This window comes from Massilia sp. 01N410 (genome assembly GCF_056399665.1).
On record NZ_JBFTRV010000009.1, the window covers coordinates 32,858 to 45,808 of the forward strand.

Consider the following 12,951-nt stretch of genomic DNA (forward strand, 5'->3'; position numbering starts at 1 on the left):
GGTGGGGGATGGGGTTCCAAAATAGGATGGGTCCGTCCAGCCATGTAGGATAAAGACGACGCTCTTGCTACAAATTTCCCTACAAGAACTGCATTTGGCTTGAAGTGTTCGCACAAAGAAAAAGGCCCCGCGGGTGGCGGGGCCTTGGGGGCAGGGAAGCGGAACGGGCTTAGAACAGGCTGTTCTGAAGCTGCTGCTGTTGCGGTTGCGGCTGCGCCGCCTGCTGCTGCGGTGGCGGTGGCGCGTTCGGATCGGCGTTCGGGTCCACGGCCGGCTGCTGGTCGAGGTCGACGCCGCCGAAGGTCGGACTTTCGGCAAACTCGGCGTAGACCCAGTCGTCGTTTTCGCGCACCAGGCCTTCCGGCTGCGGACGCTCTTCCTGCGGGCGCTTGGCCAGGGCCACCTTCATGTAGTCGATCCAGATCGGCAGCGCCAGGGTGGCGCCGAACTCGCGGCCGCCCAGGGATTTCGGATCGTCATAGCCCATCCAGGCCACCGCCACGACGTTGCCGCCGTAGCCCGAGAACCAGCCGTCGACGGCGTCGCTGGTGGTGCCGGTCTTGCCGGCGATGTCGGTGCGGCCCAGGGCCTTGGTGGCGGCGGCGCCGGTGCCGTAGCGGGCCACGTCGCGCAGCATGCTGTCGGTGATGAAGGCATTGCGCGCATCCAGAACGCGCTGCTCTTCCTGGTGCGCCGCCTGCGGCTTGGTCTCCTGGATCACCTTGCCGTCGGCGTCGACGATCTTCTCGATCAGGTAGGGCTGGACCCGGTAGCCGCCGTTCGCGAACACGGCGTAGGCGCCGGCCATCTGCAGCGGGGTGACGGCGCCGGTGCCCAGCGCCATCGTGTAGTTGGCCGGCTGGCGCGCGACGTCGAAGCCGAACTTGCCGATGAAATCATGGGCGTAGGGCACCGAGATCGCGCGCAACAGGCGCACCGACACCACGTTCTTCGATTCCGCCAGCGCGCGGCGCATGGTGATCGGACCGTCCCACTTGAAATCGTCGTTCTGCGGCGACCAGGTCTTGCCGGCGTCCTCGCCCGGCATGTCGAGCGGGGCGTCGAGGATGCGGGTGGCCGGCGAATAGCCCTTGTCCAGAGAGGCGGAGTAGATGAAGGGCTTGAAGCCGGAACCCGGTTGGCGCCAGGCCTGGGTCACGTGGTTGAACTTTTGGAAGTTGTAGTCGAAGCCGCCCACCAGCGCGTGGTAGGCGCCGGTGTCGGCGTCGATCGCGACGAAGGCCGCAGCCACCTGCGGCACCTGGGTGATAGCCCAGGCGCCCTTGGCATCCCTGGCCACGCGGATGATCGAACCGGTCGAAATGCGGCGCTCTTCCTTGGTGTTCGAGGCCAGCGAGGCGGCCGCGAACTTCAGGCCGGCGCCGCTGATGGTTACGTCGTCGCCGTCGATGGTCTCGACCCGCACCGCCTTGCCGGATGCAGACAGCACCACCGCCGGAATCAGGCCGTCGCTGGTCGGGCGCCTGTTGAGGGCATCGGTAATCGTATCCTCGCGCTCCTGCGGGTCCTCGGGCAGCTCGATGCGGCCTTCCGGTCCGCGGTAGCCGTGGCGCTGGTCGTAGGCCAGCACGTTGCGGCGCACCGAAGCGTAGGCCGCTTCCTGCTCGGCCTTCAGGATGGTCGTGTAGACCTTGATGCCCTTGGTATAGGCGTCGTCCTTGAACTGGTTGTAGACCGCCTGGCGCGCCAGTTCGGCCACGTACTCGGCATGGGTGTCGAATTCCTGGCCGCGGGTGTTCACGCGCAGCGGCTCGGCCAGCGCCTGCTGGTACTGCGCCTCGCTGATGTAATTCAGCTCCCGCATGCGCTTGAGCACCGCATGCTGGCGCTCGCGCGCACGCTTCGGATTCGCCACCGGGTTGTGGCGCGACGGGTTCTGCGGCAGGCCGGCCAGCATCGCCATCTCGGCCACGCTGAGCTGGTCGAGGTTCTTGTTGAAATAGGTGCGCGCGGCGCTCGAGAAGCCGTAGGCGCGCTGGCCCAGGTAGATCTGGTTCATGTACAGCTCGAGGATCTCGTCCTTGCTGAGCGCAGCCTCGATCTTGTAGGCCAGCGCGATCTCGTTGACCTTGCGGCCGATGTGCTTTTCGCGCGACAGGAAGAAGTTGCGCGCCACCTGCATCGTGATGGTCGAGCCGCCGCCGGCGCCGAAACCGTGGCGCAGGTTCGAATAGACGGCGCCGATGCCGCGCTGGAAGTCGATCGCGCCGTGCTCGTAGAAGCGCGCGTCTTCGATTGCCAGCAGCGATTTCTTCATCAGGTCGGGGATCTTCTGGATCGGGACGAAATCGCGGTGCTCCTCGCCGAACTCCCCGATCAGGACCTTGTCGGCCGTGTAGACGCGTAGCGGGATCTTGGGCCGGTAGTCGGTGACGGCGTCCAGTGCGGGCACATTCGGCAGCACGCGGACCACGACGTAGCCGACCACGCCGGCGACGAACAGGAGGATGAGGGCCAGGGCCAGAAATATAAAACCACGGAGGCGGTTGGGGCGGCGCGGGGCCGGAGTACTCTTAGTTGCCAAACTTGTCTCTCTGATGACGGTCAGATGACCGGCAGATCGCCGTGCCGACAGGGCGTAAACACGGTCTACGTCAAAATTATAATCCGCTTTTCTTCCATTACGGCATGTGCCATAGTGCGAGTTCAAGGCACTGCTAAGCAGTCCCTGCAGTTCAGAAACACGATACGTCCCAAGGAAAAGATGCCGTACGATCCCCATCCACCCGCGGTCAAGCCGTATATCCCGGCGTCCGCCCACCTCCCGGAATTCACCCTGCGCGCCCTGATCATGGGCACGGTGCTGGGCATGATCTTCGGCGCTTCCTCGCTTTACCTGGTGCTGAAGGTCGGCCTCACGGTCAGCGCCTCGATCCCGGTGGCGGTGATCGCGATCACCCTGTTCGGCATGGCCAAGAAGGCCGGCGGGCGCGAATCGACCATCCTCGAGAACTCGATCACCCAGACCGCCGGTTCGGCCGGCGAATCGCTGGCCTTCGGCCTGGGCGTGACCATGCCGGCGATTATGATCCTCGGCTTCGACCTCGAGATCTCGCGCGTCATGCTGGTCGGTGTGCTGGGCGGCCTGCTGGGCATCCTGATGATGATCCCGATGCGCCGCACCATGATCGTCGACCAGCACCGCGAACTCAAGTACCCGGAAGGCACGGCCTGCGCCGAGGTGCTGAAGGCCGCCGCCACGCCCTCGTCGCGCGAAGCCGCGGGCGAGGTGCGCATCGAAGGATCCGATGAGGAGAAGGCCGCTCGCCATCGCGCCTTCCTCATCTTCGGCGGCTTCGGCATCGGGCTGCTGTACAAGGTGTTGAGCATCTCGCTCAAGCTGTGGAAGGACACCGTCAACTTCGTCTTCAACGCGCCATTGAAGGCCGGTTCGGCCGGCGCCGAGATCTCGCCCGAACTGCTGGGCGTCGGCTACATCATCGGTCCGCGCATCGCGATGACGATGGCGGCCGGCGGCGTGCTGTCCTATCTGCTGCTGATCCCGATGATCAAATTCTTCGGCGAGCTCCTGAGCGTTCCGCTGGCGCCGGGAACCATGCTCATCAAGGACATGGGCCCGGACGACATCCGCAGCGCCTACGTACTCTACATCGGCGCTGGTGCGGTTGCCGCCGGCGGTTTGATCAGCCTCGCGCGTTCGCTGCCCACCATCTGGAATGGATTGAAGGGCGGCCTGACCGGCTTCAAGGGCGGCGGCAACGGCGACTCGAAGGGGGATGCCGCACCACTGCGTACCGACCAGGACATCCCGCTCAAATGGGTCGTGATCGGCTGCCTGGGCATCATCGCCGTGATCACCTTCGCCACGCCGCTGCACATGAACCTGCTGGGCGCATTGCTGATCCTGGTGTTCGGTTTCCTGTTCTCGACCGTGTCGTCGCGCCTGACCGGCGAGGTCGGCTCGTCCTCGAACCCGATCTCCGGCATGGCCGTGGCGACCCTGCTGTTCACCTGCCTGATCTTCCTGGTGATGGGCTGGACCGGCGGCCGCTACTACGTGACCGCGCTGTCGGTCGGCGCCATCGTCTGCATCGCCGCCAGCAACGCCGGCACCACCTCGCAGGACCTGAAGACCGGCTTCCTGGTGGGCTCGACCCCGCGCCTGCAGCAGTACGCGATCCTGGCCGGCGCCCTGGCATCAAGCCTGATCCTCGGGCCGATCCTGCTGAAGCTGAACGATGCCGGCACCGTCTACGTGCCCGCCGCCCAGGTGGCGCCGCACGTCACCACCGATGCGTCGAAGCTGAGCCAGACCGCCCAGCTGCAGGGTCCGCAGGCTTCCTCCGACCACGCAAGCTATAAAGTCTGGCAGAAGACGGACACCAACGGCGGGCCGGCCGGCAAATACCTGGTGCGCGACGACGGCTCGCTGGCTTACCTGGTCGACCCGGGCATCAACGGCCAGTTCCACACCCGTCCGGACGGCTCCGAGGTCAAGAAATACGATGCGCCCAAGGCCGTGCTGATGTCTTACATCATCAAGGGCATCCTCGACCAGCAGCTGCCCTGGACCCTGGTGCTGTTCGGCGTGATGATCGCGGTGGTGCTGGAGATGGCGGGCGTGCAGGCGCTGGCGTTCTCGGTGGGCGTGTACCTGCCGCTGGTGTCGACCCTGCCGATCGCGATCGGTGGCCTGATCCGCTGGATGGTCGACCGCCGCAACAACAAGCTGCCGCAGTACGCCGGCCTGAACGAAGAAGAACTGCAGGCCGCCGGCGACCGCAGCTCGGGCACGCTGCTGGCATCCGGCTACATCGCCGGCGGCGCCCTGGCCGGCATCATCATCGCCATCACGGCGGGTGTGCTGACCGATTTCGACAATGCGATGAACAAGTGGGCGGAGGCTGCGAATCCCTTCTTTGCGGGGGTGAATTCGGATGCGCTGTCGATCCTGCCGTATGCGGCCTTGATCGTGTTGTTGTATTGGGTGGGTCGGGAGAAGGCGGCGAAATGATCGTCGTCCCCGCGCAGGCGGGGACGACGTTTATGAGGCGCGGGGTTCGTTAGCGTTCGGGCGACTCAGACGAAGGCGAGGTCGTGCTGCCGGATGGTGTGATCCAACCACTCATCGGTATGCCCGAAGCTGTACCCCAGTGCCTTGGCGCGCGACGTATCCAGCACCATCGGCCCCGGCAAATCGAAGGGCGACAGCCGCCCGGCCTCCGCCGGCGCCGCCGCACGGCGCATCCGCACCGGCGACTCCAGCACCTCGCCGACGCGCTCGTACAGTTGCGAAGCCGACAGCGCCCCATCGCAGGCCGCGTTCACCGGACCGGTGAAGTCCTGCATGCCGCTCCAGAACAGGAAGTCCGCCGCCGCATGCGCGGTCATGAAGGACACGGCCGCGCTCTCGTTCGAATACGGCAGCGTCGCGCCGGCGCGCGCCAGTTCGACGTAGTGGGCGAGGCGGCCTGTAAAGTCTTCCGGGCCGCCCAGCACGTGGGCCAGGCGCGGCGTGACCAGCGGCAGCGAGCCGTCGCGCACCAGGTAGGCTTCGGCCTGCACCTTGCCGCTCACATAGCATTCGGTGGCGCGGCGCGGGTCGTGCCAGGGGTATTGGGTGTCGATGGGCTGGGCCTCGACCGCGAGCCCGGCTTCCGTCAGCAGCCCGGCTGCGCCGAAGCCCAGCACACGGTAGGCGTCGATGGTCGAGGTCATCACATAGCGGCCGACCTGGCCGGCAAAGGTGCGCACGGCGATCGCCGCGTCCAGCGGGCTGTAGCTCATCTGGTCGTAGACGATATCGAAGGGGCCGGCCTTGGCCACGGCGCGCATCGCCAGCTCGTTGCGGCGGTCGGCGCGGATGCGCTGGATGCGGCCGCCGAAGGGATCGGGCGCGTAGCCGCGCGTAGCGATGGTGACACGGTGGCCGGCGTGCAGGAGCCGCTGGACGAGCAGCCTGCCGATGAAACGGGTACCGCCGATCACCAGAATGTTCTTGAACATGGTTTTCCTTACGCTGAAGACGCTGAAAAGCTGGCGGGTTCGTGGTGAATCCGCTATATTTTGTATGCAGCGCAGCAATTGTTCAAACAAGAAAAAAACATTGCAATGAATAAGAAAAACTTATGCATGGTGGGGGCTTGAAGCCCCTGCGCAGCCTGTCCGGGCTGATCGATTTCGAATGTGCCGCGCGTTGGGGCAGCTTCAAGCTGGCGGCACAGGAGCTGCACAAGACCCCGGCCGCCGTCAGCCTGCAGGTCAAGCACCTGGAGGATGCGGTCGGCTTTCCCCTGTTCGTGCGTCATCCGCGCCATATCGCGCTGACCGCCAAGGGCCAGGAACTGGCGATTGCGGTCGGGCGCTCGCTCGGCGACCTGCGCGCCAAGGTCGCCGCACTGCAGCGTGGCGACGAGGAAGCCATCCTGCGCATCTCGACCACGCACTCCTTCGCCATCAAATGGCTGGTGCCGCGGATGCCGCGCTTCACCAAGCGGCATCCGGAACTCGACATCCGCATCGATTCGAACGACACCCCGGTCGACCTGGAAGACGATGGCGTCGACGTCGCGATCCGCTTCGGTCCGGTGAAGGACGGCGATCCGGCGTTGCTGTTCCGCGAGCGGCTGGTGCCGGTCTACAGCCCGGAGCTGCTGGCCGAGGGCCAACAGGAACTCACGCTTGCCGACCTGTCCCGCTTTCCGCTGCTGTGCGAGCGCACGCCGGAAGCCTGGCTGCAACTCTTGAACGAGAACCGCGCCTTGAAGGGAAAATTCGAGGGCAAATACGATTTTTCGCGCACCTTCAGCCACTGGGGCGTGCTGGCCCAGGCCGCGGTGGCCGGGCAGGGGATCGCCCTGGTGCCTTACGGGATCGCCTTCGAGGACATCGCCTCCGGCAGCCTGCGGGTGCTGCAATGCCGCAGCGCGCCCTATGGCAACGGCTACCGCTTCCTGGTCAATCCGCACAAGGAGGCGATGGCCAAGGTGCAGCAGTTTCGTGCCTGGGTCGATGCGGAGATGGAGGCGATGCGGCGCACGCTCGATGCCGGCAATGGCCGCGCTGGCGAACCTCCGGCGAAGTAAGCAGCGCCCTTATTTACAGGGCCGCTTGCTCCTGTCCATCATCGCGTCCAGCTGCGCCGCGCTCAATACCTTCGGCATCGGCTCGTCGACAGGCCTGGGCGGCGGCTCGTTCGGACATGCCGGCACCGCATGCGGCAGCGATGCCGCCAGCGCGAACAGGCGATCGCGCAAGGGCTCGCGCACGAGGTTCGCATCGATCCATAGCTGGTAATCGCGGCGGCCTTCCTTCCACGACAGCAGCGAGACTGCCTTTCCCGACGGGTCTTCTAGCACGACCAGCCGGGCCGGCAGGCCATTGATGCGCTCCGGTTCGTCCTTCGGATCGCGCCAGCTGGTGCTGCCGTCCGCCGACATGTCCTGTTCGAACAGGGTCAGCCGGTGCCCGTCCGGTGTGCGAAAGCCCCGGTACAGGCGGGAACGGACGTCGCCGACCTTTTCGGCGCGGCTGCCGAGGCCTTCGAGCAGTGTAAATGGCGTGTGGCGCAGGTCGACCGGCGTGAAGGCCAGCTTGCGGGTGGCGATGGCGTCCGGCAGGAAGCCGACGTCGAAGCGCTCGAGATCGCCCGGACAGACACGCTCGAAACCGTTGCGCTGTGCCTCGAGCTGGCCGTCGCCGTTTCGCGAGCGGCCCGCCTGGCATTCATATTCCTTGACGCCGGAGCGGACCACCATTGCGCAGGCGCCGATCGCGACGGGGCCGACTCCCGCCAGCAGCCAGCGTTTGGCGGGCGATCGCGCCGGTGCCGGCGCATCGTCGCGCAGGCGTTTCCCGAACCGCGTGCACAGCCAGGCCAGGCCGAGAGCCGGCAGCGCCATCGGCGCACCGGTCACAAGGGCGCCCAGCAGCGGCGCATGCATCCAGATGACGGCACCGAACAGATAGACGGCGCCCGCCAGCAGCACGAGCAGGTTGATGGCGTGTCCGGCGAGCCAAAGCAGGATGCCGATCGTTCTTTTCATGTTTCCTCTCTAGCATGTACGTACGAAAGATGATATTTTCCTACGGTTAATCTTTTTACTTTTCATCATCTTTCCTTATACATATGTCTCGTCACTCCGCGGTCACTGTTCCCTCCGCCTGCAAGGCCATCCCGGCGGCCATCGCCCTGCTGTTCCTGAGCGTCGACGCCGGCGCGCAAACGGCGCCTGCCGCCGGCAAGCCCCTCGAAACCAGCGCCGCCAAGCCGGCCGCAACGGCGAAAGCGAAGGAGGCGGATGCGAAAGCTCCGGCCGCGGTGAGCGCCGATGCGCCGCAGCAGCCGCAGGGCCAGATCGCCACCGTGAACGTGGTCAGCGAACGCCAGACCAACCGCGTGGACCGCCAAGTGTACGACATCAAGAATGACGCCAGCACGGCCGGCGCATCGATCGGCGACGTGCTGAACAACGTGCCTTCGGTGAACGTCGACCCGAACGGCACCGTGCGCCTGCGCGGCAGCGAGCGCGTGACGGTGCTGGTCGACGGCAAGCCGACTGCCCAGTTGCAGGGCGAGAACCGCGCCGCCGCCATCAATGCGCTGCCGGCCGAGAACTATGAATCGGTCCAGGTGATCAACAACCCGGGCGCGGAGTTCGGCAACGAGGCGGGCGGCGGCCCGATCCTGAACCTGATCTCGCGCCGCTACACCAAGCCGGGCGGGAACGGCACGGTGGCCAGTAACGTCGGCCCGGGCGGCCGCGCCAACGCCTTCGCCAACGGCAGCTACAGCGCCGGCTATGCCTCCGTGAACGGCACCCTGAACGTGCGCCGCGACGGCAACGACACCGACACCGAACAGCTGCGCGAGCGCATCGATCCGACGACCGGCGCGATCAGCCGCCTGCGCCAGGATTCGCACAACCATGGCATTAATACCTTCGTCCAGGCCGGCATGGGCGGGCGCTACAACTACAACGAGCGCGACACCATCACCGGCTCGTTCTCGGTCAACAAGCGCGGCAACGACGCCGACTCGAACCAGCATTTCACGGACTTCCGCACGACCCAGTCGCCGGTCGTCGACTACACCACGCGCCGCAAGACCGACGGCGATTCGCGCAACCACGAGATCGTCACCGGCTTCGAGCGCCGCTTCAACTCCGATGGCGAGACGCTGAAGATCGACCTGCGCCACTCGTCGAACAACAACAGCGCGGACACCTCGACCCTGTACCAGGCCCTGGCGATGCCGGCCACCGGCGCGCCCACCCTGCGCGACTACGCGCAGAACGTCGACACGCGCGTGCGCATGACCGACCTGAGCGCCGACTATTCGGGCAAGGCCGGCCCCGGCTTCCTGAACGCGGGTGCACGCCTGCAGCGCCTGCAGCAGACCGCCGACAACCGCTACCTGTTCCTGACCGGCGGCGGCCTGGACACCCGGCGCAGCAACCTGTTCGACCTCGACCAGGACGTGGTGGCGGTGTACGGCACCTACGAGATGCCGCTGAATAAGCTGTGGTCCTTCAAGAGCGGCCTGCGGGTCGAGCGCACCGACCAGGACCTGGACCAGGTCACCACCGGCGTCCAGGCCACCAACCAGTACACCAGCTACCTGCCCAGCCTGTTCCTGACGTATAAGCTGGACCAGTACTCGAACCTGCGCCTGTCCTACGCCGACCGCATCTCGCGCCCGACCTCGGGCGACCTGAACCCCTTCGTCAACTACGCCAACGACTATTACGTCAGCTCGGGCAATCCGCACCTGCATGCGGTCAAGCTGCACTCGCTGGAGCTGGGTTACGAAACCAAGATCAAGGGCCTGATGCCGGTGAGCGTGCGCGGCTACCTGCGCAAGGAATCCGACGTCATCACCGACCGCCGCGTCTTCCTCGACGCGAACACGCTCTTGACCACGCGCGAGAACCTGGGCGACCGCCGTTCGGGCGGCATCGAGTTCTCGGTGATGGGCATGATCCCGCCGAACATGCGCATCAAGGGAATCGCGTTGCCCAACATCCGCTTCATGTTCAACGGGAACTACGGCTTCATCGAACAGGACCGCACCGATGCCATGGGCCTGGCGGGCGGCAAGCGCTCCTCGCCCTCGCTGCAGTTGCAGGGCGGCGGACAATGGCAGATCGGCCCCGACGACGTGCTGACCCTGATGACCTTCCGCCAGGGTAAGCTGCTGTCGGGCGAGGGTTACCGCGAGCCCTTCGGCATGATGAACCTGGCCTACGAACACAAGTTCGACAAGCGCCTGTCGATGAACATTCGCGCCAACGACGTACTGCGCTCGACCGACCAGAAATTCCGCGTCGAGACCGATGTGCTGCGCGACCGCACCGACACCACCGTGCACCAGCGCCGCCTCTACGTGGGCTTGCGCTACACCTTCGGCGGCACGACCGGCAACGACGCGGTGCGCAACGCGATGCAGGCGGCCGGCATCAACGTCGACAGCCCGCAGGCGCGCGAAGCGATGCGCCGGGCGCAGGAGATGCAGCAGGCGCAGGCCCAGGCTGCGAGCGAAGCGCAGAAGGGTGCGCCGGTACCGGCTGCTACGCCGGCTGCCAAGCCAGCCACCACGCCGGCCCAGACGCAGCCGTCCGACAAGCAGTAAGTGGCTGCCGGCTCAGCGCCAGTCCCTCAGCACCAGTCTTTATCCGGCTGCATGTCGAGGCGCTGGGCCGCATCGACCACGTCCTGCAGTTCAACCGGGTCGCTGAACGGATCCTCGTCCAGCCTGGTGACCCGGTTCAGCTCCTTCTGCCAGCGCCGCAGTTCGTCGACGTATTTGCCGTCCGGCACGCGCTTGAGGTCGCCGTTCTCTTCGACCAGGTCGCAGATGCCGTTGTGCAGCCACTCGCCGGTATGCCAGTCCGGCATGTCGACGGCGGGGAAGAGGCAGATCCCTTGCAGGTCCGTGCCGCGCCGCACCGCCGCCAGCGATTCGCACATCACGTCGTGCAGCCAGTCGGCGCGGCCGTCGCGCATGCCGCTGGTTTCGCCGATGATCATCGGCCGGCGGTAGCGTTCCCAGACGGTTTGCAGCATGTCGCACAGTGGCGCGATGCGGTCGTCGCCGGGGTCCAGGGGCTTGTGCGGTCCGTGTTCGCGGTATTCCATCTGTCCGAACGAGTAATTGTTGGCGCCGACGATATCCAGGATCTCGGGCGCGCCGCCGAGCTCCGGATGCTCGCGGCCATAGATGACGTCCCAGGCCAGGAAGGTGTCGACCTCGGTCTCGTGGCGCGCGGCCTCGATCTGGTCGGGACGGTCGCGCGGCGCCACCACCCGCACCAGCGGATCGATGTGGACCATGCGTGCATCCGGATCGACTTCGCGGATCGCCTTCACGCCGGCGATCGCGGCCCGGCACAGCGCCAGCCGCAGGCGCATCCGGTCGTCGCGGCTGCAGCGGTAGGGCGCGGCCCATCCCCATTCGCCGGCGCAGAAGGAAAAGAAGGTGATCTCGTTAATCGGCGTGAAGAAGTGCGGCCCGCGCACTTTCGGGACCACGTATGCGGCGGCGGCCCGGCAATAGGCCGCGAAGCGGCTGGCGAAGGCGTCGTCGTACGGATCGAGGCCGTCCGGATAGCCGTAATGGAAAAGGTCCCAGATCGGAATGATCTTCGACGCGTTCATGGCCTCGATGAAGGGATCGACCATCGAGAAATCGTATTGTCCGCCGCCGGCGCGATCGGCCAGGGGCCAGGGAATGCCTTCGCGCGAGACGGCGATGCCGAGCTCGGCGAGGATATGGTAATCCTCGGCAGCGTGGCGGTCGTGCCGGGTTTCTGCGATCAGGTTGCGGCGCACCCCGGGACGCTCGCCCCAGAGGAAATTGGAGCATTCAAAACCGGACAGGAAGAATGTTGGAAATATTCCTGGATGCTTCGCCATGCAGTCTCCTTTCCCGGGCCGGCCCGGTCGAGGTCGTAGGATGCCACGAGTCGGATTTCGCCGCGTATCCAGGCGTGCGGAGGTTCGGAACGCGGCGCCGTTCCAGTCCCTGTTGCTTTGGCTATAATGGCAACATGAGCAAGCTATCGTTTAAAAAGACCGTCGCGTTCCTGTGTTTTTCAGCGCTCTGCGGGTGCGCCGGTTCAACGCCGAAAGCGTCTGAATATAATCTCGGCGTCCAGGCTTATAGAACGAAGGACTACGCTTCGGCACGCCAACACTGGGCAAAAGCAATCACGGAAGAGCACGAAACCTCAGCCAAGAACAACCTCGGGTATCTGCTTTACTACGGTTTGGGAGGCAAGGCCGATATCAGCCAGGCTATTTCGCTGTGGACGCAGGCGGCGGAAAGTGGCGATCGGGAATCCCAGTGGCATCTTGGTCATGCAGCCGAAGATGGCAAGGGCGTCGAACAAAGTGTCGTCAAGGCGTATGCCTGGTATCGGTGCGCAGCCACGGCCAACCAGGCGTCTGCGGCCGCCGATGAGCTGGAGGCCCGGATTGCACGCGACGCGAGCCAGTCGCTCGCAAGGCTCTTACCCAAGCTCTCACCGGCCGAGTTCCAGGCGGCCGAAAAGCTGGCCAAGCTCTATATCGCCAGTTATTCCAGGGCGACACCGAATCAATAATCGGGGCTTCGTTCAGCCGGCCCGCTTGGCGTGGTGTCCATGTTTCGCCAGTGCCGCGACGACCAGCTCGCAGTGGTCGCCCTGGATTTCGATCACGCCATCCTTGACGGTGCCGCCGGAACCGCAGGCGGTGCGCAACTGCTTGCCCAGCGCCGCCAGCGCAATCGCGTCCAGCGGCAGGCCCTTGACGATGGTGACGCATTTGCCGCCCCGGCCCTTGGTCTGGCGCGAGACGCGGACGACGCCGTCGCCGAGGATCGCGGTCCTGGCCTTGCAAATGCATTCCGCGGCCGGCTGCCGGCAATCGGGGCACATGCGGCCGCTTTCGGTGGAGTAGACGAGGCCGCTATTCGAACGATCTTTCATG

9 protein-coding genes are annotated in these 12,951 nt (G+C 65.6%); 4 read left to right on the forward strand and 5 right to left on the reverse strand.

Annotated features, from left to right (window positions below):
* Positions 1-169: 169 nt before the first annotated feature.
* Positions 170-2,545, reverse strand: a complete 2,376-nt coding sequence (locus tag AC1DOP_RS13920) for a penicillin-binding protein 1A (protein WP_477251771.1) — start codon at positions 2,543-2,545, stop codon at positions 170-172.
* 180 nt (positions 2,546-2,725) lie between these two features.
* Here AC1DOP_RS13920 and AC1DOP_RS13925 point away from each other — a divergent pair, with 180 nt between their 5' ends.
* Positions 2,726-4,996 (forward strand): OPT family oligopeptide transporter, encoded by a 2,271-nt coding sequence (locus AC1DOP_RS13925; RefSeq protein WP_477251773.1) that lies wholly within the window; start codon positions 2,726-2,728, stop codon positions 4,994-4,996.
* Positions 4,997-5,061: 65 nt separating this feature from the next.
* Here the strand turns inward: AC1DOP_RS13925 and AC1DOP_RS13930 are convergent, their stop codons facing one another.
* Positions 5,062-5,988 carry an NAD-dependent epimerase/dehydratase family protein gene (locus tag AC1DOP_RS13930; protein ID WP_442122005.1) on the reverse strand — a complete coding sequence of 309 codons (927 nt, stop codon included), beginning with the start codon at positions 5,986-5,988 and terminating at the stop codon, positions 5,062-5,064.
* Positions 5,989-6,125: 137 nt separating this feature from the next.
* On the opposite strand from AC1DOP_RS13930, the gene AC1DOP_RS13935 reads away from it, so the two are divergent.
* Complete coding sequence (locus AC1DOP_RS13935; RefSeq protein ID WP_442122006.1) at positions 6,126-7,067, forward strand: LysR substrate-binding domain-containing protein; 942 nt, start codon at positions 6,126-6,128, stop codon at positions 7,065-7,067.
* Positions 7,068-7,076: 9 nt separating this feature from the next.
* Here the strand turns inward: AC1DOP_RS13935 and AC1DOP_RS13940 are convergent, their stop codons facing one another.
* Positions 7,077-8,027, reverse strand: coding sequence for a hypothetical protein (locus tag AC1DOP_RS13940; protein WP_477251776.1), 951 nt, complete (start codon positions 8,025-8,027; stop codon positions 7,077-7,079).
* An 83-nt stretch (positions 8,028-8,110) separates the two neighbouring features.
* On the opposite strand from AC1DOP_RS13940, the gene AC1DOP_RS13945 reads away from it, so the two are divergent.
* Positions 8,111-10,612: a TonB-dependent receptor domain-containing protein gene (locus tag AC1DOP_RS13945; protein WP_477251778.1), complete on the forward strand. Its 2,502-nt coding sequence runs from the start codon at positions 8,111-8,113 to the stop codon at positions 10,610-10,612.
* Positions 10,613-10,638: 26 nt separating this feature from the next.
* Here AC1DOP_RS13945 and AC1DOP_RS13950 read toward each other — a convergent pair whose 3' ends face one another.
* A complete protein-coding gene (locus tag AC1DOP_RS13950) occupies positions 10,639-11,895 on the reverse strand; it encodes a glycoside hydrolase family protein (RefSeq protein WP_477251780.1) in 1,257 nt (418 codons plus the stop codon).
* Between the two features lie 134 nt (positions 11,896-12,029).
* Between AC1DOP_RS13950 and AC1DOP_RS13955 the strand changes: the two genes are divergently transcribed.
* Positions 12,030-12,584: an SEL1-like repeat protein gene (locus AC1DOP_RS13955; RefSeq protein ID WP_477251782.1), complete on the forward strand. Its 555-nt coding sequence runs from the start codon at positions 12,030-12,032 to the stop codon at positions 12,582-12,584.
* Between the two features lie 12 nt (positions 12,585-12,596).
* Here AC1DOP_RS13955 and AC1DOP_RS13960 read toward each other — a convergent pair whose 3' ends face one another.
* Positions 12,597-12,950 carry a translation initiation factor Sui1 gene (locus AC1DOP_RS13960; RefSeq protein WP_477251784.1) on the reverse strand — a complete coding sequence of 118 codons (354 nt, stop codon included), beginning with the start codon at positions 12,948-12,950 and terminating at the stop codon, positions 12,597-12,599.
* Between the last annotated feature and the right edge of the window lies 1 nt (position 12,951).

Coding starts and splice junctions, on each gene's coding strand:
- AC1DOP_RS13960 (WP_477251784.1), bottom strand. CDS start 12,950: ATGAAAGATCGTTCGAATAGCGGCCTCGTCTACTCCACCGAAAGCGGC.
- AC1DOP_RS13940 (WP_477251776.1), bottom strand. CDS start 8,027: ATGAAAAGAACGATCGGCATCCTGCTTTGGCTCGCCGGACACGCCATC.
- AC1DOP_RS13950 (WP_477251780.1), bottom strand. CDS start 11,895: ATGGCGAAGCATCCAGGAATATTTCCAACATTCTTCCTGTCCGGTTTT.
- AC1DOP_RS13955 (WP_477251782.1), top strand. CDS start 12,030: ATGAGCAAGCTATCGTTTAAAAAGACCGTCGCGTTCCTGTGTTTTTCA.
- AC1DOP_RS13925 (WP_477251773.1), top strand. CDS start 2,726: ATGCCGTACGATCCCCATCCACCCGCGGTCAAGCCGTATATCCCGGCG.
- AC1DOP_RS13930 (WP_442122005.1), bottom strand. CDS start 5,988: ATGTTCAAGAACATTCTGGTGATCGGCGGTACCCGTTTCATCGGCAGG.
- AC1DOP_RS13945 (WP_477251778.1), top strand. CDS start 8,111: ATGTCTCGTCACTCCGCGGTCACTGTTCCCTCCGCCTGCAAGGCCATC.